The following is a 23,420-nucleotide window of genomic DNA, read 5'->3' on the forward strand; positions in this document are numbered from 1 at the left end:
TTATGCACTCCTTCCACAGCAGCGTTTGTATTTTTTGCCACTGCCACAGGGGCAGGGATCATTGCGGCCTACTGTCTTTTCACCTCTTACCGGTGCTTTGGGCTGGTCCTGGTAGAGATTTTCCTGGACATCCTGGCGTTCCTCCGGTTCCTCTACCACAGTAAGGCGATAAACATAGCGAACCACATCTTCTTTAATGCTTTCAATCATGTTCTGGAACATTTCATAGCCTTCAAACTTGTACTCAACCAGCGGGTCTTTTTGACCATAGGCTCTGAGACCAATGCCCTGGCGCAGCTGGTCCATGGCATCCAGGTGGTCCATCCATTTTTCGTCTACAACCCGCAGCATGATAATGCGTTCCAGCTCCCGCATGGTTTCCTGACCCAATGCCTTTTCCTTGTTTTCATAATAAGCCAGGGCCGCTTCCAGGAGCTGGCGGCGGATTTCTTCTCGCCCAACATCCTGCAGAGCTTCCACAGTCAGATTATGCTCTGGCAGATAGAATTGCTCACTGTAGCGTAACAACCCGGCCAGATCCCACTCTTCCGGATGGACACCGGCATTGCAGTAGATATCCAGGGCCCGGTCGATCAGGTCCTCCACCATACCCAGCACGGTTTCCCGCAGGTTCTCGCCATAAAGGACCCGACGCCGCTGCTCATAAATCACTTCCCGCTGCTGGTTCATAACATCATCATATTCCAGCACGTGTTTGCGAATTTCAAAGTTACGGGCTTCCACCCGCTTCTGAGCTGTTTCCAGGGAACGAGTGACCAGAGGATGTTCGATAGGTACATCTTCTTCCATGCCCAGCTTGTCCATTAACCCGGCTATATTATCTGAACCGAATTTACGCATTAAGTCATCTTCCAGAGACAGATAGAAGCGGCTGCTCCCCGGGTCTCCCTGCCGGCCAGCCCGTCCCCGCAGCTGGTTATCGATTCGGCGGCTCTCATGCCTTTCTGTCCCGATAATATGCAGGCCACCTAACGCCACTACCTTTTCCTGTTCGGCATCGGTTTCCCGTTTGGCTTCCTCATACAGCCTTAAGAAATGCTCTCTGGCCTCCAGCACTTCGGGAATATTGGGCGGCACCTTTTCCGCTGCCAGATGGACGATTCTTTCATCATAACCCATTTGCCGCAGGCGCTGTTTAGCCAGAAACTCCGGGTTACCCCCCAGCAAAATGTCGGTACCCCGACCAGCCATATTGGTTGCAATCGTTACCGCCCCCAAACGACCGGCCTGAGCTACTATCTCTGCCTCTTTTTCATGGTATTTGGCATTCAGCACCTGATGCGGTACTCCGCGCTTGCGCAGCATCTCACTCAGCATTTCCGATTTTTCGATGGAAGTAGTACCAACCAGAACTGGCTGTCCGGTACGGTGGCGTTCCACTATTTCCTCAACAACAGCCTTGTATTTGGCCTTTTCAGTTTTAAAAATCAAATCCGGCAAATCCACCCGGCGGTTGGGCCGGTTGGTGGGTATGACCACTACATCCAGGTTGTAGATCTTGCGGAATTCCATTTCTTCCGTTGCCGCTGTACCGGTCATACCCGCCAGCTTTTTGTACATGCGGAAATAGTTCTGGAAGGTAATGGTAGCCAGTGTCTGGCTTTCTCGCTCTATTTTTACCCCTTCCTTGGCCTCAATGGCCTGGTGCAGGCCATCACTGTAGCGGCGGCCAAACATCAGGCGCCCGGTAAATTCATCCACGATGATGACTTCCCCATCTTTTACCACATAATCCCGATCCCGCTTCATCAAGGCCTTGGCCTTGACGGCATTGTGCAGGTGGTGGGTTAACTCCGTATGGTCATCTTCGTAGAGGTTATCCACTCCCAGCATTTTCTCTACTTTCTCGATGCCCTTTTCCGTCATGGCAATAGTATGAGCCTTCTCATCTACTGTATAGTCTTCATTTTCCACCAGCTTTTCGGCAATGCGGGCAAAAACATAGTAGAGGTCAGTTGCCTTGTCCCCGGCCCCGGAAATGATCAGGGGCGTCCTGGCCTCATCGATGAGGATAGAGTCCACCTCATCCACTATGGCATAATTCAAGGGCCGCTGTACCATATGGTCAGCCTGCATAACCATATTATCCCTTAGATAGTCAAAACCGAATTCATTATTGGTACCATAAGTAATATCCGCAGCATAGGCTCGCTTCCGTTCGGCATAATCCAGGCCGTGAACAATCAAACCCACTTCCAATCCCAGGAAACGATAAACCTGACCCATCCATTCCGAGTCCCGCCTGGCCAGATAGTCGTTTACAGTGACTACATGAACCCCCTTGCCCTCCAGGGCATTGAGATAGGCAGGTAAAGTAGCAACCAGGGTTTTTCCTTCCCCGGTTCGCATCTCCGCAATCTTCCCTTGATGCAATACCATACCGCCGATAAGCTGCACATCAAAATGGCGCATCCCCAGAACCCGTTTGGACGCTTCGCGAACAACCGCAAAAGCCTCTGGTAAAAGGTCATCCAGACTGGCCCCACTGGCCAGCCGTTGCTTAAATTCACCAGTCCTGGCCGCCAGTTCTTGATCAGACAGTTTTTCCATTTCCGGCTCCAAACCGTTAATTACATCCACCACTTTGCGCAATTTCTTAATCTCTCTGGCATTATCGTCTAGTAAGTTTTTTAAAAAATTTAATACCACTCCGTTTGCCCCCTTATAATAACGAAGGAACCCACAAGGGTCCCTTTTGCCTGAACTCTTGCAATATATAATTTTATCATTACCTCAGGATTGGCGCAACTTTCAGCTGCTTTTTTTCCGGCCACTGCCCACCATTCCTTCAGCAATAATCCAGAAAAGACCTACCGCCAGCAAGACGTCACCAATGCTGAAAACTTCATTCAATCCGGGAATATAAAAAATGTCTCCCAGAAAAGGCAGGGCATCATCTACCTGCAACAGACGGTGGGTACCATCTTCATAGAGGGCCAGCCTCTCCTTGACATGGGCCGGTAAAAAGCGGCCACTGACCGGCATATAACCACCATTAAACAGAATCACCAGGAAGTTAAGAAACAAGCCCAGTCCCAGGATTCTGACCCCAATCAAATGCCGGTTAAGATAGAGCCAGTAGAAAAGAAAAAAATAACTGACCACATGGACCCAGCCCCCCCAGAGAATAACTGGATAAAATCGGGCCCGGGCCAGAATATCCAGCAGAAATTGCAGGGCGAAGGCAATCACCACCAGCATCAATCCCCGTAATTCCAGTTCACCCAGTCTGGCCAGGCTGCCCCGGCGCAGCCAGCCAAAAATCAAGGCAGCCACCAGTGCCATCCAGAACACTTTTATTCCTCCCTCCACCACCCGGAAATAATCAGGTCCACCAGTTCGGGGTCAATCAGCTTGCCTTTCTCCGAGGCGAGGATTTGTTTAATTTCCTCTTTGTTCTTACCCTGAACTAACAATGTATCTACAAAATCAGCTACATGCAAGATGCGTGCAGCTAATTCAATTTTCTCTCCCTGTAAACCAAAGAAACAGTTAGCCCCATCATAGCGCAGATGGTGCATCCCTACCCAGCGGCTGACATCAACCAGAAAAGGAATGCGCTCCAGTATGCGCTGGCCCGCCAGGGCATGGGCATCCTGATCCAGCTCATCGCCTTTTAGAACCAGTTTACCGATATCGTGGTAGAGAGCAGCCCTCCATAGCTTTTTGCGCTCCGGTTCTGTCATTCCCTTTTGTAAAGCCAGCCAGTCCGCCAGTTGAGCGACCCGCTGGTTATGGCCTTCCTTGCCGTCTACTGTGCGCTCGGTTATAGATGCCAGTACTTCCAGGGTCTGCAGCAACTGAACTTTCATGCGCCGGTAGCTGTAATAGGCATAGCCAGCCAGTGCGAGAGGAATTAGATAAAAACTAAGAAGCATCACCCCTTGTGTGATGCTGGTTTGCCATTTAACTGAGAGTAGAGCAATTGCAAGAAAACTGAATGACATTAAAAGCAAAGTTTCTCTATTTTTCGACAACAGATACCATAGAAAAAAGCCCTTCCCGTTGGCTTGGGACGGCTTTCTGCCTGATTGCATATAGCCTTACTCTCCTTGTTTCGCATTTAGCTCACTCCACTGTAAGGCTTTCTATGTACCGCATCTCAATTTATGTAAATGTCTATTCTTCCGCTTGTGCTGCTGCTATTTCACCCCTGGCTGCACCGGTTTCTATTTCCGTTAGTATTTGTTTTTCCCACTTCGGGGCTAACCGCTTTTCCCAGGCCTGCACAAATGCCTGAACCACCTGGCTGTCCAGTTCAGCACCACCGCATTTTTGCAGTTCCTGAATGGCCTCCCGGGGAGACCGTCCAGCCCGATAGACCCGGTTAGAAGTCATGGCATCAAAGCAATCTGCCACTGCAATGATTCTGGCACCCATGGGAATTTCCTCACCTTTTAGTCCATCAGGATAGCCGGAGCCATCCATGCGTTCATGGTAGTGGCGGACCATAAGATAAGCATCTCCCAGATTTTTGACCTGTTTGATAATCTCTGCCCCTACTACGGCGTGGTCCTTGATGCGATTATATTCCTGGGGGCTAAGACGGGTGCTTTTGTTAAGGATAACATCAGGAATGGCAATTTTGCCAATATCATGGAGCAAAGCCATATAGCGCAAAGTCTCAATTTTATGTTCCGGCCAATCCAGTTCCCGGGCGGTTTCCACTGCAAATTCAGCTACTCGCTCGGAATGTCCTTTGGTATAGAGATCCTTGGCCTCAATAGCGGTAACCAGGGCCTGGACTGTGTCCAGGTACATTTGCCGGGTGTCCATGTAGAGTTTGAAGGAATGACGGGCCAGCATGAGGGGCAGGATGAAAAGAATTATCCCCACTGCCCCCCATGTTTCATAGATCTTGGCCATTAATATCCCCATAGGTGTAAGGGCTATAAAATTAGGTGCCACCCATTTAAAATTCAACATCCATATACCATATGGTTTCGCATTTTGGCTTAATGCTAAAACTATCGTAACCAGCGATAAATTGATAATAACATGACAAAAAGCAGCAATTATTGTCGCATATACTGCACCAAGCTTAATTAATCCAATTTTAATAATGCCTGAGAATGTTATTGAAATTATTAATTGACTAAAGTTAAAAAAAGTCTTAATTATTTTTTTGTTCTTTGATTTGAGGTGAATCAAGCATTCGCCTATAAAAACGGTAAAAATAGCAACGGGTAAATCAAATAAATATAAAATAGCAACAGTAAGAGCTATACTTACAGATACACTGCCACCTCTAGGCAAATGTACCGGAAACAACTCAATTATGAAATAAATCAGAGAAAAAATAATAGTATTAATTATTGTTTTCTGGTTGAAATTGATGCTATTAAGTGTATATAAAAGAATGACACCCGTTACTATACTCAAAATTACCACATACCAGTTTAAAAGCTTCGCTTTTATAGGCTCTTGCATAAACTCACCTCAATCGGTTCTAAAGAGTTACCATCTCGCGTTTGCCCCACCTACCAGTACAACAGCGATCAGAGCCAATACAACTTTCAGTACTTTTTGCATCGCGGTACACCTCCTTCTCATTTTTATTTCAGGTGACCGCTCCTCTCACTCTCATTTATGCCATGTCTCCCTGGATCGGGAAACCAATGGCCCGTTTAGGGTTTAACCAGTAATGACAGCCGCCGGTTTACGGCATTGAGGGTAGCCTTTACCACAGTCTCCCACTCATCAACCCTGACGTAGGCGGAACCAATCAAGGCCTCTTCCTCTTCCGGGGTAACCAGGGTCACAGCTACCACTGCGGCTTGCTTGCGTCCCAGATGAATGATGGCTACATCATCCACCGCGAAGGTGCAATTGCCGCGCAGATAGCGCTCCAGCGCATCCAGAGTGGCCTGAGCCACCAGGCGCAGTTTATTGTTATAGGCTCCCGGGCCCTGGGCTCGACCAAACATGGTATCATCACCGAGCTGAAGTTCCACTTCCGCCTTGGCTTGTACCCCTTCAGTAAACAGCTCAGCCCGTATCAGTTTGGGGCGAACCTCGGTGACGGGAATCTCTTCTTCATTAGCCATTTGAGCTACGGAAATTTTCTTGTGGTCCAGAGCCACGCCAAACTGGGCCATCACCGCCGATTCTATATCCCGCACCAGTTGCTTGGGGCTGCGGTTTTGCTTGGCCAGAACATGGACTTCCTGAACTTCACCGTATTCATTGGAAACTATTTTAGCAGAAACTACATCCTTTATCTGGCGAATAATAGCTTCAAATTCTCTGATCATTTCCGGAGTTACACCCATTTTCTATCATCCGTCCTCTCCTGGTATTCTCGCTCACTCTCGATTAGTGTAATATTTTCTACAAAATTTCAATTTTTCCTGCTTGTTAATTCAAAAAATACAACTTTTTTAAAAAAGGCCAGTCCCTGTGGACCGGCCTATTTTCATACTGCCAAAACTTTAAAATTCAGGTTCGATCAGACCATATTTGCCATCGCGCCGCCGGTAAACCACATTCACCTCATTGGTATCGGCATTACGGAAAACGTAGAAGGAATGACCTACCAGATTCATTTGCAAAATAGCTTCCTCTACGGGCATGGGTTTAACTGCAAAGCGTTTGGTCTTGACTACACTGTCATCAATATCAGCTGTCTCCACATCAGCTGCCACTGGCTCCAGGGAAGCCAGGTTGCGCAGCTTTTTGCTGAGGCGGGCGCGATATTTTTGAACCTGACGTTCCAGCTTTTCCACCACCAGGTCGATAGAAGCATACATATCATTGCTGGCTTCCTCGCCGCGGATAATCATACCTTCAACGGGAATGGTCACTTCTACCCGGTGCATGTTCTTTTCTACCACCAGAGTTACCTGCACATTCGTTATTTCACCCAGATATTTCTCCAGCTTACCAATCCGCTTTTCCACATAATCTCTAAGTGCGTCCGTTACTTCAATGTTTTTCCCCCGTACAACAAACTTCATAACAGTCACTCCTTTCTCGTCTGTAAGTATAATATTTTCTGTTTGTCCGCTAAAAAATCCTGCTAATTTCAAACAGAAAGTAGAAAATTTTTCTTACAATACTTTGCTGAGAAAAGAGCGAGTCCGTTCCTGACGGGGGTTCTGGAAAATCTCCTCTGGTGTTCCTTCTTCCACGATCCGCCCTTCATCCATGAAAATGACCCGGTCGCCCACTTCCCGGGCAAACCCCATTTCATGGGTAACCACCACCATGGTCATCCCTTCCCGGGCCAGGTCCTTCATTACGTTCAGTACCTCCCCCACCATCTCCGGGTCCAGGGCAGAGGTGGGTTCATCAAACAGCATGACCTTGGGACGCATGGCCAGGGCCCGCGCGATAGCTACCCGTTGCTGCTGCCCGCCGGAAAGCTGGTCCGGATAAGAATCGGCTTTGTCGGAAAGGCCCACTTTAGCCAGCAGTTCCCGGGCGATTTTTTCCGCTTCTGCCTTACTCTGCTTCCGCACCTGTATGGGGGCCAGGGTTATGTTTTGCAGGGCAGTCATATGGGGAAAGAGGTTAAAGCGCTGAAAAACCATGCCCACTTCCTGCCGAATGGCATTGATATTGGCCTTGGAGGTGAGAGGAATATTGTCCACGATAATTTCACCGGAAGTAGCTTCTTCCAGTTTATTGATACAACGTAACATGGTGCTTTTGCCGGAACCGGAAGGACCGATAACCACCACCACTTCCCCCTCCCGGACATGGAGGTTGATGTCCTTTAACACTTCCAGGTCACCGAAGCGTTTATAGAGGTTTTTAATGACGATCACTGACCCTCAACCTCCTTTCCATATAGGCCACCCACCGGGAAATGGTCATAGTCATGATAAGATAGATCACAGCAGCTGCAATATAGATTTCAAAGAACTTGTATTCCCGGCCAGCTACGTTCTTGGCCTGCATCATCAATTCCGGCAAAGCGATGACGGAAACCAGGGATGAGTCCTTGAGCAAAGCTATAAATTCATTGCCCAATGGCGGAATTACCCGTTTAAAAGCCTGAGGAAGGATAACAAAACGCATTGCCTGGCCATAGGACATGCCCAGGGAGCGGGCTGCTTCCATTTGCCCTTTATCAATAGACTGAATACCGGCCCGGAAGATTTCCGCCACATAGGCACCGCTATTGAGGGTAAAGGCAAGAATACCGGAAAGAAAAGGATTAGGAACATATTCCCAGGAAGTTCCCTGGACCAGCTGGGGTATACCGTAATGGATGATCAAGATCTGTACCAGCAAGGGAGTTCCGCGGAAAAAGTCCACATAGGCAGCAGCTCCCCAGGACAGGACCCGCCAGTGAGACAGGCGACAGAGGGCCAGGAACAGGCCCAGGAAAGTGCCGAGGAACACTGAAACAATGGTCAATTCCAGCGTCAACCAGGTGCCCTGCAGCAAAACCGGCAGGTTACGCAGGGCAATGCCAAAATCCAAATCCAGCATACTTTTTCCTCCATCGATGAAAAAAGCAGGGAAATCCCTGCTTTTTATTTATTTTTAAACGCCAAAGTATTTTTTATACAGTTCGTCATATTTGCCGCTTTCTTTTACCTTCTTCAAACCTTCGTTGATTTTGTTCAACAGCTCGGTATTTTCCTTTTTAACCGCAATACCATAGTTGTCTTCCTGCGGAAATTTGGGGTCAAAGTAAGTCACTTTAGCATTGGGGTTCTTTTTGATGAACTCCAGCACCACCGGGCTATCAGCCACTACAGCCTCAACCCCGCCATTAACCAGCTCAGTCAAAGCGGCCGGGGTAGTATCAAAAGTACGGATATCAGCCTTGTTCACACCGGGAATTTTTTCAGCAGCAAAATGACCGGTGGTATTGAGCTGAACCCCGATTTTCTTACCTACCAGGTCTTCAGGCTTGCTGTAAGGAGCACCTTCCTTGATGGCGATATATTGAACAGCCTTGAAATAAGGCTCGGAAAAGGAAACTTCCCTGGCTCTTTCCTCGGTAATGGTCATAGCTGAAATGACAGCATCAACACTACCACTCTTGAGACCAGGAATCAGGCCATCCCAGCCTATGTTTTTCATTTCCACTTCCAGACCAGCGGCTTCACCAATGGCCTGCATTAATTCGGCATCAAAACCGACGATTTTGCCAGTACCTTCTTCTACATATTCGAAGGGAGCATAAGCTGCGTCGGTACCGACAACAATTTTCTGCTTGCCACCTTCATTTCCCTGTTTTTTCTCCTCGGCAGCCTGTCCGCCGCCACAACCGGCCAGAGTCAGCACCAGGCTGGCTGCAAGCAACATGGAAGCCAGCTTTTTGTAAAATACCATGTTATCAGTCCTCCAAAGCCTTGTATTTATTCTGTACGTTTTATAATTATACATCTGCCGTGCACAAAAATCAATAAAATTTTATGTTTATTCATCCCAAAAAGACAACCTTTGACCCTGCAATTATTGCCAGTAAGCGAAAAATACCAGCAAATTCCACGAAGTGTGCGCCAACCAGGGGTAAAAAATCGCCCTTTCCCTGTAAAAAAGCCAGAACAGGACCATCCCAGCCAGGGTAAAAGGCAAAAGCAACCAGCCACCACCATGAAAAGCGGCAAAAATCAGCCCATTCCCACAGGCTGCCGGCCAGAATGAGAACCGGTTTAGCAAAAAATTGCCCAGCAGACCGCGAAAGAAAATTTCTTCCACCAGTGGTCCCAGGCCAATCAAAGCCAGTGCTGGCCAGTACCAGTTTGTACTCAATCCCAGTTGTTCCACTGCTTGCTGGCGAGGAAAATAGGGAGCCAGCCAGAGCATCCCCTGGCCAATGAGTAAACCGCTTAATACCGCAATCATTCCCAGTTTAGCCCTGAAACCCTGAGTGGGAAAAAATTTTATTCTTTTTTTGCTGATAAGCTGCAATATAATTAAAAAAAACAGCCATAATATTTGTTGGTTAAACATTTCCTGCCAGTAATTTTTCATCTTACTATCCCTTCCTTCAGCTTCCTCCTGACTGCAGACATAATGGACTTTGAGCGGGGCAATACTAAATAAAGCTTAAGAATGGCAAATTTGCAGCAAAGGAGGATGCGGGGTGACTACCATCGATTGGTTGATTTTTTTCACCGGCCTGCTGGCTCTAGTGGCTCTTTTGTATTATCTTTTCATCCCAACCTGGCCCAGGCCAGCGCCCAAACCTGAACGGCAGGACCAGGAGTTCGCCAGTGAACTGGCCCCAGCCTTCCCGGTCAAAGAAATTGTAACAGATTTGCCCACCTATTACCAGGGAGATAATCGGCTAGTAGCCGTTGCCCGCGACCCGGAAACTATTTTTGTCTACTGGCAGCTGGATCCGGTTTACCTGGAAAGCCTGGAGGCGGAATTACCAGCCCTGAAAAGCGGCATAACCCAGCTTCGTCTTTATCGATATGATGAAACTACCGGGCAATGGCTGCTGGAAGATAGTAAAAACCTGACCAGTTTTGTGACCAGTTTTTATTTCCATCTGGCCCGCCCCGATGCCAGATATAAGGTGGAGTTAGGGCGCTTGCTCAACAATCAACTCTTTTATTGCTTGCTGGTTAGCAATGAAGTAGTTACACCCAGAGCTTATTTTTCAGCTCTGATTGATGAGAACTGGCCCCCCTTGCTGCCTTTATATCAGCAATTACCGCAGAAAGAAAGGATGATTGGCTCCTATGTCCATTTCACAATTGCCCCAGATGTATGAGGAGAACCGTCTGGTCCTGTTAACCCGGGATCCCTGGTGGCTGTTTGCCTACTGGGACCTGCGCCATCCTATCGGGCCGCCTGATTTGCCCCGGTTTATTCGCCTTTATCGCGGGGGCTTGAACGGCCCCCATTTTGATTATCCGGTACATCCCATGGCCAACAATTATTACCTGCGGGTTCCGGCCGCTAACTCCACATATGTCGCCCAGCTGGGGCATCTGGAACAGGGGCAGTTTGTACCCTGGCTTACCTCCAATCCCGCCCTGACCCCGCGGGCAGAAGCCTCCGGTCGCTGGGATCCCGACTGGCCCCCTCTGGGCGTAGGGCCGGAAATTAAAGCCGGTACAGCTTCAGGCTGGGGAACTTCTCCCGGTTTCTGGAAAGCAGGTGAAAAACATGCCTAAAGGCTATTTGGCTTTAGTGTTACATGCCCATTTACCCTATGTCCGGCATCCGGAAGATCCTGATGCTCTGGAAGAACGCTGGCTGTTTGAAGGCATCACTGAAACTTATATACCTTTACTGGCCAAATTTGAAAAACTGGTGGAGGATGGGGTGGATTTTCGGCTGACCATGTCTTTCAGCCCCACCCTGACCTCCATGCTCCTGGATCCTCTGTTGCAAGAAAGGTATTATGTTTATTTAAGCAAATTAAGAGAGCTTATCTACAAAGAACTGGACCGTACCTATGGCGATCCTCGTTTCCATCGCCTGGCTCAGATGTATCATTATCTGGTTAACCAGTGTTTTTATTATTTCTTTGAAAAATATGCCGGCAATTTATTAACCGGCTATCGTCGCTTACAGGAAGCCGGACGATTGGAATTGATCACCTGTGGTGCTACCCATGCCTATTTCCCTTTAAATGGTTTGACCCGTCAGGCTGTACGGGCTCAGGTGGCTCTGGCCGTAGAAAACCACTGGCGGGTGTTTGGCAGTCAACCCCAGGGGATGTGGTTGCCAGAGTGTGCCTATCATCCCGGAGATGATGAATTTCTGGCGGAATTCGGCATTAGATACTTTTTCCTGGATACCCATGGTGTATTGTTTGCTTCCACCCGACCCCGTTACGGGGTCTATGCTCCCATTGTTACTCCCGCCGGGGTAGCAGCTTTCGGACGGGATGTGGAATCTTCCAAACAGGTCTGGAGTGCCGATGAAGGTTATCCCGGCGATTTCGATTACCGGGAATTCTACCGGGACATCGGTTATGATTTGGATTATGACTATATCAAGGACTATATTCACCCCTCCGGTATCCGCTTACATACCGGCATCAAATATTACCGGATTACGGGCAAGAAGAGCGAATGGAAAGAACCCTATGTGCCCGAGTGGGCTACAGAAAAGGCAGCCATCCACGCCGGCAACTTCATGTTCAACCGGGAACGCCAGGTTGAATACCTGGCGTCCCTGATGGACCGTAAACCCATTGTGGTAGCTCCCTATGATGCGGAATTGTTCGGTCACTGGTGGTTTGAAGGGCCTCAGTTCCTGGATTTTCTCTTGCGTAAAATCCATTATGATTCCAAAATCCTGAAAACTGCTACCCCTTCTGACTATCTGGCCGAATATCCCCGTAATCAGGTTACCGAACCCTGCATCTCTTCCTGGGGCCATAAAGGATACCATGAAGTGTGGCTGGAAGGCAGTAATGACTGGATTTATCGGCATTTACACAAAGCCGCCGAACGGATGACCGAATTGGCCCGCCGGTTTACTAATCCTACGGCAGAACAGGAACGGGCCCTCAACCAGGCCGCTCGTGAACTCTTACTGGCTCAGGCCAGTGACTGGGCCTTTATTATGAAAACAGGCACCATGGTGAATTATGCCATCAGACGTACCAAAAATCATATCCATAATTTCACCAGACTTTATGAACAATTGTTGCAAAACCAGCTGGATCTCCACTGGCTTCAAGAACTGGAAATTAATAACAATCTTTTCCCCTGGCTCAATTACCGCATTTATGCCTGGGAAGCTCCTCCTCAAAAAGCGAGGGCGTCGGTTTAACCGACACCCTCGCTTTCTTTCTGGATTTCCGTAATTTTTTGCAGCAACTGCTCAGTCAGGCTTTCTGCTATTTCCATGTCAGGTCCTTCCGCATAAATACGGCAAACGGGTTCCTCCGAATCGGGCAAAACCAGGGCCCAGGCGCCATTGTCCCAGAGCTTGATGCCATCCAGCAACTCCAGCTCCCGATCCTGCAATTCTTCCATCAAGCGACGCATGACCAGGCCCTTGGCTTCCCAGGGACAGGCTGTGGATTTAGCAACCCAGTTAAAGTCAGGCATCTCCTGTAACAGCCTTTCCAGCCCTTGCTCTTCCGCCTGCCTGAGCAGAACCAGCAGGGTATAGAGATCATCGGCCAGCAGGTAGAACCCCTCTTCATCCTGCGCCCACTGATTCTGAATCAGGCCGGGATTAGTCTTGACCGGCTGAATCACCGCCCCCCGCTCTTGCAGGCGGCGGGCCAGGGCCTGGGGCCAGTGAACAGGATAGGGAATAACAGCTTGCTCTTTCCTTTGGGCATAGAGCCAGGTTTTCAGTATCTGAACCTGAGCGGGAGCCAAATACATTCCCCCGGGAAGAACCAGGGACAAGCGTTCCCCTTCTTCCCCAAACCAGAGCCCCAGGTCCAATCTTTCTGTTTGTACCAGACTGATCAGCTGTTCCAGCTGCTGTTCCCCGTCCTGGAGATAGATGAGACGAAAACCGGTATCCTGAAAGATCCGGGGTAAAATCTGGGCCAGAGCCGGAGTCAGGGCCCCTACCCCAATCCGCCATTGATAATTTTGTCCCCGCGGACGGAAATTGAGCAAAAAGCCGGTATATTCATCCAGGCCACTGGGCAAAGGCATAACCCGCCCCAGATGTCCGGCAGCTGTGCGCCGCATCCCTTCCCGTCCCAGCAGATTTTCCACCTTGCGTTCTTCTGCCGGAGTTAAGCTGGCTCCCTGCTGATTGAGGAGCAAAACCCGGGCCCGGTTGCCCTGCCCGCTGCCCTGAATATGCACCCCGCCACTGGCAGCCAGACTGCGAATCAAGTAGCGGCTGGCACCACCGGTCAGAATGCCGGCATCCCAGACCACCATCCCTGCTCCCAGCAATCCCGCCAGAACAGCATGTTTCAGCATTGCTGCCGCCGGAGAATGGTCAGTGCTGACTAACAGGGCAGTTTCCGGCTGGAATAGAGTGGCAAAAGCAGCCGCCACTTTCACCGCCTGTTCCGGAGTCAGTTCCCGGTTAATTTCTCCCACAATCCCCTCGCGCCCGAAGAGCGTACGGGGCTGGCGTTCTCCCCAGACCAGGTTTTCCCGCAGGCGGGCTCCGCTTTCCACCCGTTTCTGGGGCCAGATTTTTACCCCGGCATCTACATAAACCCGTTCGCCCAGTACCGTACCATCTCCGATCACCGCACCTTGATAAATCCGGCTCCCCTGACCCACCTTGACCTGACGGCAGAGGATAGCCCCGCGGATTTCTGCTCCGGCACCTATATTTACCCCTTCCCAGAGAACAGCCCGTTTAAGGCTGGCTTTGCTGCCGAGATGACAATTGCGGCCAATCACCGTAAAAGGCCCCACATAGGCCTCCGCATCAATAACGGTATCCGCTCCGATAAAAGCCGGCCCTTCCAGATAGGCCCGGGGATGGATTTTTGCCCCTGCCTCAGCCCAGACCCCCGGAGCAACCTGTTGACCGCCCAGTTCCAGCTGTACCCCACCGGCCAGCACGGCATAATGGGCTTCTGCATATTGTTGCAAATTGCCGATATCACACCAGTACCCCGCCAGGATACAGCCGAAGAGCGGTCTCCCTTCCGCCAGCAAGCGGGGAAAGAGATCTTTACTGAAATCAAACTGCTGACCTGCCGGAATATATTGCAATACCCGGGGTTCCAGGATATAGATCCCGGTATTGACCGTATCACTGAAAACCTCACTCCAGCTGGGTTTTTCCAGGAAACGATAAATACTGCCATTTTTATCAGTCATCACTACCCCGTATTCCAGAGGTGTCTGGACCCGGGTCAAAACCAGGGTTGCCCAGGCACCCTTTTGCCGATGAAACTCAATGGCCCGGCTCAGGTCAAAATCCGTCAGCGCATCACCACTGATAACAATAAAAGGTTCATCCAAAAATTCTTCTGCATTTTTGACACTGCCAGCAGTGCCCAGGGGAGTTTCCTCCAGAAAATAGCGCATTTCCACCCCCCAGTCACTGCCATCGCCAAAATATTCCATAATGGCCTCCGGCAGATACTGCAAGGTAACCCCAATCTGACGGATGCCATGTTTTTTCAGGAGATTGACAATGTGTTCCATCACCGGCCGGTTCAGTAAAGGCGTCAGAGGTTTGGGCCGGTCACAGGTTAATGGTCTCAGTCGGGAACCTTCCCCTCCCGCCATAATAATGGCTTTCATAGCCAGACCTCCGTTCTCTATTATTGTTCTGCCAGAATTTCTTCATAAACTGCTACCGTAGTGCGGGCAATTTTGTCCCAGTTATAGATTTCCAGCACCTCCCGGTAGGCCCTTTCTTCCACCTGCCGGGCAAAGGGCGGATCACAGAGAATTTTCAGCACATTATCGGCCAGGGAATCAGGAGAACCTACATAGCATTTCAAACCATTTACGCCATGTTTAATAATTTCCCCCAGTCCACCGGTATCACTGACTACCACTGGCGTCCGGGCCGCCATAGCTTCCAGGGCCACAATACCAAAAGGTTCATACAGGCTGGGAAAAACCGCAACGGAAGCAGAACGGTACAGTTTATTACGGGTCACATCATCGATATAACCGGTAAAATAAATTCTCTCTGTCACGCCCATCTCCCAGGCCTTTTGCCGCAAATAACCTTCCGCCGGCCCTCGACCGGCGATAACGAACTTGGTCTGGGGATGGTAATGGAGAATTTTCGGAATGGCATCCAGCAAGACATGCGCCCCTTTTTCATGCACCAGCCGTCCTACGAAAAAGACGATTTTTTCGGTAGGATGGGCATATCGATTGCGAAAATCCGGTTCAGGTTCGGTCTGAAAATCCTCCGGCCTTACGCCGTTCGGTATGATCCGGATTTTGTCTTCCGGCAGAGAGAATATGTATCTCACCTCATTATGCATATATTGACTGCAAACAATCACCCGCCAGGCTTCATAAGTCAGCCACCACTCCACATCACTGATATAGCGCTGGTTATCATCATGCAGCCCCCAGTTGCGCCCGAATTCAGTGGCATGAATGGTAGCTACCAGTGGAATGTTCTGCGCGTGTTTAATCGCCCGGCTGACATATGCAGTTAACCAGTCATGGCAGTGAACAATATCCCAGGGGGCTGATTGGCTATCCCGCAAAGTCATGGTGAATTCCAGCATGGCCAGGTTCAACTGCAAAATCCAGGTGCGAAAATCCGGAGCCCGCAAATGATATGGCTGGACGCGATAAACCTCCACCCCCTCTATATTTTCATAGGCAGGCAGGTTATCTCCCCCGCAGGTGACAACCTGAATTTCATGGCCCTGTTTGGCCGTGGCCAGAGTCAAATCATGCACATGCCGGGCCAGACCGCCTACGCTTTTGGGCGGAAACTCCCAGGAATACATTAATATACGCACTGTCATCCCCCTTTCGTTCTGGATTTACTTGATTAGTTTATCCAGCGGGACGGAAAAATATGATAAAAAAAGGGCATGGTTTACACCATGCGCCCATTGTGAACAATAAAGGACCAGTTATTGCCATTGTTGTTATCCCAGTTATTGGCACTGTCCTTGAAGCAGAAATTAAGCCTGGTCCCTTCGGCCACGGTTATGGTTTTTTCCCAGCCATGGCCGGTAAAATACATGGGATAGTCGGTTACCATCTGCCAGTTGTCATTGGAACCATACCCTACATGCAGGTAGATTTGCTGGGCTCCGCTTTTAGCCAGCAGGCCGTTATACAGGATTGTCACTTCCTGACCAGCCGTAATCGGGGTAGGATCCACAGTCACACCGCCCTGTAGCTGGCTTTCTGCCATCTCCTTCAAGCGGTGATCACTATCGCGGAAATTGGTGTGTTTCATTTCCACCATCATTTCACCTCCTCAGGAGATAACTTCCAGCCGCCAATTGTGGCCATTGTTGTTATCCCAGTTATTGGCCGCATCCCGGAAGCAAAAATTCAATTCATGGACATCCTGGACCTGGATGGTATTTTCCCAGCCCCGGGCAGTCCGCACCATAGGCATGTCCAGGGAATCATGCCAGTCCGGACCATAGCCGGCATGCAAATATACCTGGCTAGCACCGCTATTGGCCAGGAGGCCATTGTAGATAATGGTCACTGAACCCCCGCGGGCTACCGGCAGGGGCCCGGCTACTACACCATTGACCAGGTGCCCTGTGCCCTCAATGGCGATATGATGCACCGTCTTCACCTCCATTAGGCTCGCAAATTGTTGTTGATAGCTACTGACCAGTTGAGGCCATTATTGTTATCCCAGTTATTGGCACTGTCCTTGAAGCAGAAATTGAGGCTGCCGGGATGTTCTACTGACAGCACCTTCTGCCAGCCATTGGCCGTTTTCTGCATGGGGTAATCACAAACATATTCCCATTTATCCCCATAACCCACATGCAAGTACACCTGGTCAGCTCCCGACCGGGCCAGTAAGCCATTGTACTGAATCCGGACCAGATCACCCGCCTTGATAATGTCCGGAGTAACCTCAATTCCCTGTTGTTCAATCCGCATATAAATCACCTCCGGCATTAGTATGATACCAGCAGGGCAAATCTATGCTAAAAAAAATAGCCCTCGGTTTAACCGAGGGCAAAAAACTGGCTATTTTCTTAACCAGCGTTTAATGGCATATTTTACCGTTTCTTTATTCATATCCGCAATGGAGGTAGTCAGGGGAATCTGTTTGGGACAAACCCGCACACAGTTCTGGGAATTACCACAATCCGTAATCCCCCCATCTCCCATAATGGCTTCCAACCGCTCTTCCTTGTTCATTTCCCCGGTCGGATGAGTGTTGAACAAGCGCACCTGGGAGATAGCTGCCGGACCGATGAATTTGGATTTGCTGTTCACCTGGGGACAGGCTTCCATGCAGCAACCACAGGTCATACAGCGGGATAATTCATAGGCCCATTCCTGGGTTTTGGCCGCCAGTTTGGGCCCTGGCCCCAGATCATAGGTACCATCGATAGGAATCCATGCTTTGACTTTTTTCAGATTTTCAAACATGATGCTGCGGTCTACCATCAAATCACGAATCAGGGGAAACTTGGTCAGAGGTCTCAATTCAACAGGCTGTTGTAACTGGTCAATCAAAGCCGAGCAAGCCTGTCTGGGAACCCCGTTTATTAGCATTGTACAGGCCCCGCAAACTTCTTCCAGACAATTGCATTCCCACACTACCGGCGTAGTTTTTTCCCCCTGGGCATTGACGGGATTTTTTTGAATTTCCATCAAGGCGGAAATTACATTCATATTGGGCTTATACGGGATTTTAAACTCTTCCCAGTAGGGTTTGGCCTGGGGACTTTCCTGCCGCCGTACCCGCAGGTGAATGTATTTTTGTTCAGCCATCAGGCCTTCACCTCCGATTTATCCACATCGTATTTGCGCGGCCGGGGCTTGATCAGGGAGACATCCACCGGCTCATATTCCAGCCGTGGCCCAGCGGGAGTATAGAAGGCCTTGGTGGTTTTCAGCCAGTTTTCATCATCCCGGTTGGGAAACTCCGGCTTATAATGGGCACCCCGGCTTTCATTGCGGGCAATAGCCCCTCTGGTAATCACCCGGGCCAGCTGCAGCATACCCCAGAGATGGCGCACAAACATCACACTCTGGTTGGACCAGCGGCCGGTATCCGCCAGATTGATATTCTGGTAGCGCTCCATCAATTCCTGAATTTTGGCATCGGTTTTTTCCATCCGGTCATTATAGCGCACTACCGTGACATTATCGGTCATCCATTTACCCAGCTCTTCATGAAGCAGATAGGGATTTTCCTTGCCATTCATCCGGTAAATGGCTTCCACCTTTTCCTCCTGCCGTTTGCGCTCCTGTTCAAACAGCCTTTCCTCCAGAGCAAAGGCCGACTTGCTCAAACCGCTGGCATAGGCCACTGCTGCCGGTCCCACTATCATGCCACTATAAATAGCAGAAAGCAGGGAGTTGGCACCCAGGCGGTTAGCACCATGGTACTGGTAGTCACATTCCCCGGCAGCAAACAATCCGGGAATATTGGTCATATGATTGTAATCCACCCAGAGCCCGCCCATGGAATAGTGGACACCCGGGAATATCTTCATCGGCACTTTGCGGGGATCTTCCCCAACAAATTTTTCATAGATCTCCAGAATCCCGCCCAGCTTGCGGTCCAGCACTTTAGGATCTATATGGGAAACATCCAGATAAACCATGTTCTGACCATTTATCCCCAGTTTCAAATCCACACAGACATGGAAAATCTCCCGGGTAGCGATATCCCGCGGTACCAGGTTCCCATAGGCCGGATATTTTTCTTCCAGGAAATACCATGGTTTACCATCCTTGTAAGTCCAGACCCGACCGCCTTCACCGCGGGCCGATTCGGACATCAAACGCAATTTATCCTCTCCTGGAATAGCAGTAGGATGGATCTGAATAAACTCCCCGTTGGCATAGCAGGCGCCTTGCATGTAAACTGCCGCCGCCGCCCAGCCGGTATTGATAGTGGAGTTGGTACTCTTGCCAAAGATCATGCCCGGGCCACCGGTGGCCATAATCACCGCTTCACCCCGGAAGGCCCTGATTTCCATGCTAGCCAGGTTCTGGGCGGTAATCCCCCGGCAAATCCCCTGCTCATCCAGCACAATGGAAAGGAAATCCCAGCCCTCATACTTTTGCACCAGACCAGCTGCTTCCCAGCGCCGTACCTGTTCATCACAGGCATAAAGTAATTGCTGGCCGGTGGTCGCTCCAGCAAAAGCGGTACGATGGTGTTTGGTACCACCAAAACGCCGGAAATCCAGATGTCCTTCCGGTGTGCGGTTGAACATTACTCCCATCCGGTCCATCAGATGGATAATTCCAGGTGCCGCTTCACACATTTTCAGCACCGGTGGTTGATTGGCCAGAAAGTCCCCGCCATAAATGGTATCATCAAAATGCTCCCAGGGAGAATCCCCTTCCCCCTTGGTGTTAACGGCACCATTAATCCCCCCCTGGGCACAAACGGAGTGACTGCGTTTTACCGGTACCAGAGAGAAAAGATCAACCTTGAAGCCAGCCTCTGCTGCCTTAATGGTAGCCATCAGGCCGGCCAGGCCGCCACCAACAACGATAATCTTCTTTTCCGCCATCTTCCTTCTCACCCCTTTAGCCTCTGATAAAGCCGAACAGCGCATTCAAGCCTACAGCAGTAATAACGATAAAGAATATGCTCCAGATGATAGTACTGGTTCTCTGAGCTTTAGGCCCAATGGTAATCCCCCAGGAAACCAGAAAAGCCCACATGCCATTGGCAAAATGGAAAGTAGCAGCAATCAACCCGATAGCATAAAGAACAGCATTAACTGGATTGGAAAGCAAATTATGCATAAACTCAAAACTCATTTCAGTGCCAAAGAACAGGGTTTGCAAACGGGTATTCCAGACATGCCAGATGACAAAAATTAAAGTGATGATACCGGAAAGCCGCTGAATCCAGTAAAACCAGTTACGATAATACCGGTATTGAAAAACATTGCTCTCTCCCGTCAGAACAATCCAGGTCCCGTAAATACCATGGAACAGAAGCGGCAAAAAAATCAGGAGTAACTCAATGAAGATAAGATAAGGAATACTCTGAAAAAACTCCACCTTTTCATTAAAGGCTTGTGCCCCTTTCAGGGCAAAGGAATTGGTAAACAAATGCTCCAGCAGGAACAAACCAACTGGAATCACCCCCAGAAGGGAATGGAGCTTGCGGATGAAAAAATGATTATCCGCCATAAAGCCAAAACCTCCTCCCATGATGATTGCTTTTCAGTGATATCGTTTACTTGCAAAAAGCATGCCATAAAAAAATTAGACAGGTTAAGCCTCAGACTCACCGGCCTTTATTCTCATTTCTTGTTTTTATAAAAATGTGGCTACTGAATCGCCTTTTCTTTTCTATTTTCTAAAATTTTTAACCTATACTGCTTGTTCCTGATTAAGGTATTGACTTCTGCCACCGCCTTTGCTATAATAACCTTTGTCTGCGGGGCGTAGCGCAGTTTGGTAGCGCGCCACATTCGGGATGTGGAGGCCGCAGGTTCGAATCCTGTCGCCCCGACCAGTGCCTGCGGACATGGCGGAATTGGCAGACGCGCTAGATTCAGGTTCTAGTGGGCTTACGCCCGTGGAGGTTCAAGTCCTCTTGTCCGCACCAAATCCCACGCAAAAAACCGTTGCCGAAAAGCAACGGTTTTTTATATTTTTAGATTTAACATAATCGTGCTATAATCCAGTAAATCAACCAGGTGTTTGTCTATAATTTGCTGAACTATGGCCAGATTAAGCGTCCTGATAATCATGAACAGCCAGATTGCGGAACCCCACCATTCCTTTGAGGTTCTTGCTTAATTTTTCATCAATAATCCCCTTTTCCAGCAAAATATCAAAAGCTTCCCGGCTATTTTGAGGAACACCCCATCCCTGCTCGGCAATAACATGCATCGCTAAAAATTATAGCAACTTTTATTGATAATCACATCCTTCGCCATAAACCCGCCCCCTCTTTTTAATTGCCTCCAGTATTACCTGTCTTCTTTCGTTTAATAAAGCGTATTCCTTTAGTGCCCTCATAAAAAACCACTGCCTGGCTATTTCATCTCGAGAGAAGACTATTTTCCCCGTACCGACAATCTGAGCCGTTAATACCGTCGAAGCCTCCCGTAAATCCACCAGGTCCACTTCTCTCTGCAATAGCTCAGCCAGTTCCTGAGCCAGTTGATACCTGTACCAGGCCTCAGTTTTTTGTTCTGCCAGAAACGCAAGATCTATGTCACTATCGGCCCGCAGTCTATCCTGAGCAGCTGAACCGAAGAGCAAGATAAAAAGGGGGTTAACTCGCTCCTGCAAAAAATTTATAATTAGTTTAATTTCTTTTTCACCCAGGCCTTGCATTTCTCATCCCTCACTAATCTGCTTATATCCATATTTTACTCTATTTCCCGCCAAAACAAAAGAAAAAGGCCGGTAGTAACCGACCTTTTCAGTTAATATCCACTTTGATGCTGCGTCCTCGTCCCGCTTTGGGGATCCGGATTTCCAGGATGCCATTGCGATAGGAGGCCCGGGCTTCTTCTGCCTTTACCGCCGCCGGCAAGGTAAAGGTGCGGGCAAAGGCGCCATAATACCGTTCGGAATGATGGTAGTCTTCATCTCTGGTTTCCGCACTGCGCTTGATTTCTCCCCGGATGGTAACCGCATCTTCGGTAACCCGCACATCCAGGTCCTCCCTGGACTCAAGACCGGGGATTTCCGCTACCACCACCACTTCATTTTCCGTCTGATAGATGTCCACCCGTGGCCCCGCTACCTGATAGCCCAGAAAGCCCTCCCGGCTGCGGCCTACCGCTTCCTGGACAAAGCGGTTGAACTCGCGAAAAGGGTCAAAGGGTATAAGGGTCATCTTCATCACCTCCCCTTATACTCTTTTCCCGTGACGGACAGAATTATGCAGAATTAATAACCTTGAGCATCAGGTTTAACTTTGCCACGGAACAGCCAGTGGACAAAAACGGTATAACCCAGAACAATCGGCACACCACAGAGGGCGATAATCAGCATGACCTTAAGAGTTAGGGGCGAAGAAGATGCATTATAGATAGTCAGACTGCGGGCCGGATCCAGGGCAGGAACCAGATTGGGATAAAGACCAGCAGCGGCGATCAGCACCAGACCAGCCATAGTAAGAGATGAAGCCAGAAAAGCGGCTGTTCCCTGACCCCGGCGTCCAAAATAGATTACAGCTCCCATCGCCAACCAGGTCAGAAGCGGCAATATCCACAACCAGGGATATTTGCTGAAATTGGTAAAAAGATGGGGCGCAACCAGCCAGCTGAAGAGGGTAACCGCCAGATAGAGGGCAACCACTCCGCCCCAGATACCAGGCAGGAGCTGCCGGGCCCGCCCTGCCAGCGGCTCTCCTGTTTTCATCATCACATAGGTTGCCCCTTGCTGCAGGAAAGCTGCCAGTCCCAGCACCCCTACCAGCAAGGCAAAAGGATTAAGTAAACCGAAAAAGCCACCTGTATAATATTGCTGGCTATCGAGAGGCAGGCCTTTGAGTACATTGCCCAGAGCTACCCCGAAGAGAAGAGCTGGTAAAGCACTGCCCAGGAAAAAGGCCCTATCCCATAAATTATGCCAGGACAGACTGTCATCCTTATTCCTAAACTCGATAGCCACAGCCCGGAAGATAAGAGCAAATAAAACCAGCATCAAGGCCAGGTAAAATCCGCTGAAGACGGTAGCATACACCAGGGGAAAGGCGGCAAAAAGAGCTCCACCACCGGTTAACAGCCAAACCTCATTGGCATCCCAGAAAGGACCAATAGCATTGAGAAGCTGGCGCTTTTCGTCATCATTTTTGCCCAGCAGATAATAGAGGGTACCTACTCCCAGATCAAACCCATCCAGAATGGCATAACCAACGATCAGTATCCCTACCAGCAAAAACCAGGCAGTGTTGAGGTCCAT

25 protein-coding genes and 2 tRNA genes are annotated in these 23,420 nt (G+C 49.5%); 5 read left to right on the forward strand and 22 right to left on the reverse strand.

All coding sequences use genetic code 11. The features are described 5' to 3' along the window. The 10 genes from secA to ULO1_RS09815 all read right to left on the reverse strand — a co-directional run bounded on the left by secA (position 1) and on the right by ULO1_RS09815 (position 9,957). Positions 1-2,670: a preprotein translocase subunit SecA gene (secA, locus tag ULO1_RS09770; protein ID WP_079906384.1), complete on the reverse strand. Its 2,670-nt coding sequence runs from the start codon at positions 2,668-2,670 to the stop codon at positions 1-3. Between the two features lie 102 nt (positions 2,671-2,772). Continuing rightward, positions 2,773-3,306, reverse strand: a complete 534-nt coding sequence (locus tag ULO1_RS09775; RefSeq protein WP_242947934.1) for a DUF5317 domain-containing protein — start codon at positions 3,304-3,306, stop codon at positions 2,773-2,775. Positions 3,307-3,317: 11 nt separating this feature from the next. Further along, on the reverse strand, positions 3,318-3,899 hold the full coding sequence (locus tag ULO1_RS09780; RefSeq protein ID WP_159446877.1) for an HD-GYP domain-containing protein: 582 nt from the start codon (positions 3,897-3,899) through the stop codon (positions 3,318-3,320). A 241-nt stretch (positions 3,900-4,140) separates the two neighbouring features. Then, entirely contained in the window at positions 4,141-4,887 is a 747-nt protein-coding gene (locus ULO1_RS14785; protein ID WP_159446878.1) for an HD-GYP domain-containing protein, read from the reverse strand. 761 nt (positions 4,888-5,648) lie between these two features. Next, on the reverse strand, positions 5,649-6,293 hold the full coding sequence (locus ULO1_RS09790; RefSeq protein ID WP_078664651.1) for a hypothetical protein: 645 nt from the start codon (positions 6,291-6,293) through the stop codon (positions 5,649-5,651). 159 nt (positions 6,294-6,452) lie between these two features. Next, positions 6,453-6,977 carry a ribosome hibernation-promoting factor, HPF/YfiA family gene (gene hpf, locus ULO1_RS09795; protein WP_078664652.1) on the reverse strand — a complete coding sequence of 175 codons (525 nt, stop codon included), beginning with the start codon at positions 6,975-6,977 and terminating at the stop codon, positions 6,453-6,455. Positions 6,978-7,070: 93 nt separating this feature from the next. Beyond that, a complete protein-coding gene (locus tag ULO1_RS09800; RefSeq protein WP_079933476.1) occupies positions 7,071-7,790 on the reverse strand; it encodes an amino acid ABC transporter ATP-binding protein in 720 nt (239 codons plus the stop codon). Then, on the reverse strand, positions 7,777-8,457 hold the full coding sequence (locus ULO1_RS09805; RefSeq protein ID WP_078664757.1) for an amino acid ABC transporter permease: 681 nt from the start codon (positions 8,455-8,457) through the stop codon (positions 7,777-7,779). Before ULO1_RS09805 ends, ULO1_RS09800 begins: the two co-directional genes overlap by 14 nt. A 57-nt stretch (positions 8,458-8,514) precedes the next feature. Continuing rightward, complete coding sequence (locus ULO1_RS09810; protein ID WP_079933477.1) at positions 8,515-9,312, reverse strand: basic amino acid ABC transporter substrate-binding protein; 798 nt, start codon at positions 9,310-9,312, stop codon at positions 8,515-8,517. 123 nt (positions 9,313-9,435) lie between these two features. Beyond that, the gene (locus ULO1_RS09815; RefSeq protein ID WP_079933478.1) at positions 9,436-9,957 is read right to left on the reverse strand and encodes a CPBP family intramembrane glutamic endopeptidase; all 522 of its coding nucleotides are present in this window, start codon (positions 9,955-9,957) and stop codon (positions 9,436-9,438) included. A 112-nt stretch (positions 9,958-10,069) separates the two neighbouring features. On the opposite strand from ULO1_RS09815, the gene ULO1_RS09820 reads away from it, so the two are divergent. Genes ULO1_RS09820 through ULO1_RS09830 form a run of 3 tightly spaced genes read left to right on the forward strand, consistent with a single transcriptional unit; the run spans position 10,070 to position 12,723 of the window. Further along, positions 10,070-10,705 carry a DUF4912 domain-containing protein gene (locus ULO1_RS09820; RefSeq protein WP_159446879.1) on the forward strand — a complete coding sequence of 212 codons (636 nt, stop codon included), beginning with the start codon at positions 10,070-10,072 and terminating at the stop codon, positions 10,703-10,705. Next, positions 10,674-11,111, forward strand: a complete 438-nt coding sequence (locus ULO1_RS09825; RefSeq protein ID WP_078664657.1) for a DUF4912 domain-containing protein — start codon at positions 10,674-10,676, stop codon at positions 11,109-11,111. Before ULO1_RS09820 ends, ULO1_RS09825 begins: the two co-directional genes overlap by 32 nt. Beyond that, a complete protein-coding gene (locus ULO1_RS09830; RefSeq protein ID WP_078664658.1) occupies positions 11,104-12,723 on the forward strand; it encodes a glycoside hydrolase family 57 protein in 1,620 nt (539 codons plus the stop codon). Before ULO1_RS09825 ends, ULO1_RS09830 begins: the two co-directional genes overlap by 8 nt. Here ULO1_RS09830 and ULO1_RS09835 read toward each other — a convergent pair. The 8 genes from ULO1_RS09835 to ULO1_RS09870 form a co-directional block, all read right to left on the reverse strand. After that, positions 12,720-15,137 carry a sugar phosphate nucleotidyltransferase gene (locus ULO1_RS09835; RefSeq protein WP_079933480.1) on the reverse strand — a complete coding sequence of 806 codons (2,418 nt, stop codon included), beginning with the start codon at positions 15,135-15,137 and terminating at the stop codon, positions 12,720-12,722. The genes ULO1_RS09830 and ULO1_RS09835 overlap by 4 nt on opposite strands. A gap of 20 nt (positions 15,138-15,157) precedes the next feature. Beyond that, positions 15,158-16,330 carry a glycosyltransferase family 4 protein gene (locus tag ULO1_RS09840; protein WP_200805666.1) on the reverse strand — a complete coding sequence of 391 codons (1,173 nt, stop codon included), beginning with the start codon at positions 16,328-16,330 and terminating at the stop codon, positions 15,158-15,160. Between the two features lie 80 nt (positions 16,331-16,410). Next, positions 16,411-16,788, reverse strand: coding sequence for a carbohydrate-binding protein (locus tag ULO1_RS09845; RefSeq protein ID WP_242946645.1), 378 nt, complete (start codon positions 16,786-16,788; stop codon positions 16,411-16,413). A 12-nt stretch (positions 16,789-16,800) separates the two neighbouring features. Continuing rightward, a complete protein-coding gene (locus ULO1_RS09850; protein WP_242946644.1) occupies positions 16,801-17,124 on the reverse strand; it encodes a carbohydrate-binding protein in 324 nt (107 codons plus the stop codon). Between the two features lie 14 nt (positions 17,125-17,138). Beyond that, positions 17,139-17,450: a carbohydrate-binding protein gene (locus tag ULO1_RS09855; protein ID WP_107753860.1), complete on the reverse strand. Its 312-nt coding sequence runs from the start codon at positions 17,448-17,450 to the stop codon at positions 17,139-17,141. A gap of 90 nt (positions 17,451-17,540) precedes the next feature. Beyond that, positions 17,541-18,293, reverse strand: coding sequence for a succinate dehydrogenase iron-sulfur subunit (gene sdhB / locus ULO1_RS09860; RefSeq protein ID WP_078664663.1), 753 nt, complete (start codon positions 18,291-18,293; stop codon positions 17,541-17,543). Next, on the reverse strand, positions 18,293-20,053 hold the full coding sequence (gene sdhA / locus ULO1_RS09865; protein ID WP_079933481.1) for a succinate dehydrogenase flavoprotein subunit: 1,761 nt from the start codon (positions 20,051-20,053) through the stop codon (positions 18,293-18,295). The genes sdhB and sdhA overlap by 1 nt, the downstream gene beginning before the upstream one ends. Positions 20,054-20,069: 16 nt before the next feature. Continuing rightward, positions 20,070-20,684, reverse strand: a complete 615-nt coding sequence (locus ULO1_RS09870; protein ID WP_078664665.1) for a succinate dehydrogenase cytochrome b558 subunit — start codon at positions 20,682-20,684, stop codon at positions 20,070-20,072. A gap of 251 nt (positions 20,685-20,935) precedes the next feature. On the opposite strand from ULO1_RS09870, the gene ULO1_RS09875 reads away from it, so the two are divergent. Together ULO1_RS09875 and ULO1_RS09880 are read left to right on the forward strand one after the other, a co-directional pair. Beyond that, positions 20,936-21,012 (forward strand) — tRNA-Pro (locus ULO1_RS09875). A gap of 6 nt (positions 21,013-21,018) precedes the next feature. Beyond that, positions 21,019-21,105: transfer RNA gene (locus ULO1_RS09880), tRNA-Leu, on the forward strand. 125 nt (positions 21,106-21,230) lie between these two features. Here ULO1_RS09880 and ULO1_RS09885 read toward each other — a convergent pair. The 4 genes from ULO1_RS09885 to cydB form a co-directional block, all read right to left on the reverse strand. Further along, a complete protein-coding gene (locus ULO1_RS09885; RefSeq protein ID WP_242947930.1) occupies positions 21,231-21,392 on the reverse strand; it encodes a DUF86 domain-containing protein in 162 nt (53 codons plus the stop codon). Between the two features lie 21 nt (positions 21,393-21,413). Next, on the reverse strand, positions 21,414-21,842 hold the full coding sequence (locus ULO1_RS09890; protein WP_079933482.1) for a nucleotidyltransferase domain-containing protein: 429 nt from the start codon (positions 21,840-21,842) through the stop codon (positions 21,414-21,416). Between the two features lie 88 nt (positions 21,843-21,930). Further along, complete coding sequence (locus ULO1_RS09895) at positions 21,931-22,356, reverse strand: Hsp20/alpha crystallin family protein (RefSeq protein WP_242947931.1); 426 nt, start codon at positions 22,354-22,356, stop codon at positions 21,931-21,933. A gap of 47 nt (positions 22,357-22,403) precedes the next feature. Beyond that, the gene (cydB, locus tag ULO1_RS09900) at positions 22,404-23,420 is read right to left on the reverse strand and encodes a cytochrome d ubiquinol oxidase subunit II (RefSeq protein WP_079933484.1); all 1,017 of its coding nucleotides are present in this window, start codon (positions 23,418-23,420) and stop codon (positions 22,404-22,406) included.

Origin of the sequence: Carboxydocella sp. ULO1 (assembly GCF_002049255.1) — a bacterium.
Taxonomy (GTDB): Bacteria; Bacillota.

Coding starts and splice junctions, on each gene's coding strand:
- ULO1_RS09775 (WP_242947934.1), bottom strand. CDS start 3,306: ATGGCACTGGTGGCTGCCTTGATTTTTGGCTGGCTGCGCCGGGGCAGC.
- ULO1_RS09780 (WP_159446877.1), bottom strand. CDS start 3,899: ATGCTTCTTAGTTTTTATCTAATTCCTCTCGCACTGGCTGGCTATGCC.
- ULO1_RS14785 (WP_159446878.1), bottom strand. CDS start 4,887: ATGGCCAAGATCTATGAAACATGGGGGGCAGTGGGGATAATTCTTTTC.
- ULO1_RS09790 (WP_078664651.1), bottom strand. CDS start 6,293: ATGGGTGTAACTCCGGAAATGATCAGAGAATTTGAAGCTATTATTCGC.
- hpf (WP_078664652.1), bottom strand. CDS start 6,977: ATGAAGTTTGTTGTACGGGGGAAAAACATTGAAGTAACGGACGCACTT.
- ULO1_RS09810 (WP_079933477.1), bottom strand. CDS start 9,312: ATGGTATTTTACAAAAAGCTGGCTTCCATGTTGCTTGCAGCCAGCCTG.
- ULO1_RS09815 (WP_079933478.1), bottom strand. CDS start 9,957: ATGAAAAATTACTGGCAGGAAATGTTTAACCAACAAATATTATGGCTG.
- ULO1_RS09825 (WP_078664657.1), top strand. CDS start 10,674: ATGTCCATTTCACAATTGCCCCAGATGTATGAGGAGAACCGTCTGGTC.
- ULO1_RS09830 (WP_078664658.1), top strand. CDS start 11,104: ATGCCTAAAGGCTATTTGGCTTTAGTGTTACATGCCCATTTACCCTAT.
- ULO1_RS09835 (WP_079933480.1), bottom strand. CDS start 15,137: ATGAAAGCCATTATTATGGCGGGAGGGGAAGGTTCCCGACTGAGACCA.
- ULO1_RS09845 (WP_242946645.1), bottom strand. CDS start 16,788: ATGGTGGAAATGAAACACACCAATTTCCGCGATAGTGATCACCGCTTG.
- ULO1_RS09855 (WP_107753860.1), bottom strand. CDS start 17,450: ATGCGGATTGAACAACAGGGAATTGAGGTTACTCCGGACATTATCAAG.
- sdhB (WP_078664663.1), bottom strand. CDS start 18,293: ATGGCTGAACAAAAATACATTCACCTGCGGGTACGGCGGCAGGAAAGT.
- sdhA (WP_079933481.1), bottom strand. CDS start 20,053: ATGGCGGAAAAGAAGATTATCGTTGTTGGTGGCGGCCTGGCCGGCCTG.
- ULO1_RS09870 (WP_078664665.1), bottom strand. CDS start 20,684: ATGGCGGATAATCATTTTTTCATCCGCAAGCTCCATTCCCTTCTGGGG.
- ULO1_RS09885 (WP_242947930.1), bottom strand. CDS start 21,392: ATGCATGTTATTGCCGAGCAGGGATGGGGTGTTCCTCAAAATAGCCGG.
- ULO1_RS09890 (WP_079933482.1), bottom strand. CDS start 21,842: ATGCAAGGCCTGGGTGAAAAAGAAATTAAACTAATTATAAATTTTTTG.
- ULO1_RS09895 (WP_242947931.1), bottom strand. CDS start 22,356: ATGAAGATGACCCTTATACCCTTTGACCCTTTTCGCGAGTTCAACCGC.
- cydB (WP_079933484.1), bottom strand. CDS start 23,420: ATGGACCTCAACACTGCCTGGTTTTTGCTGGTAGGGATACTGATCGTT.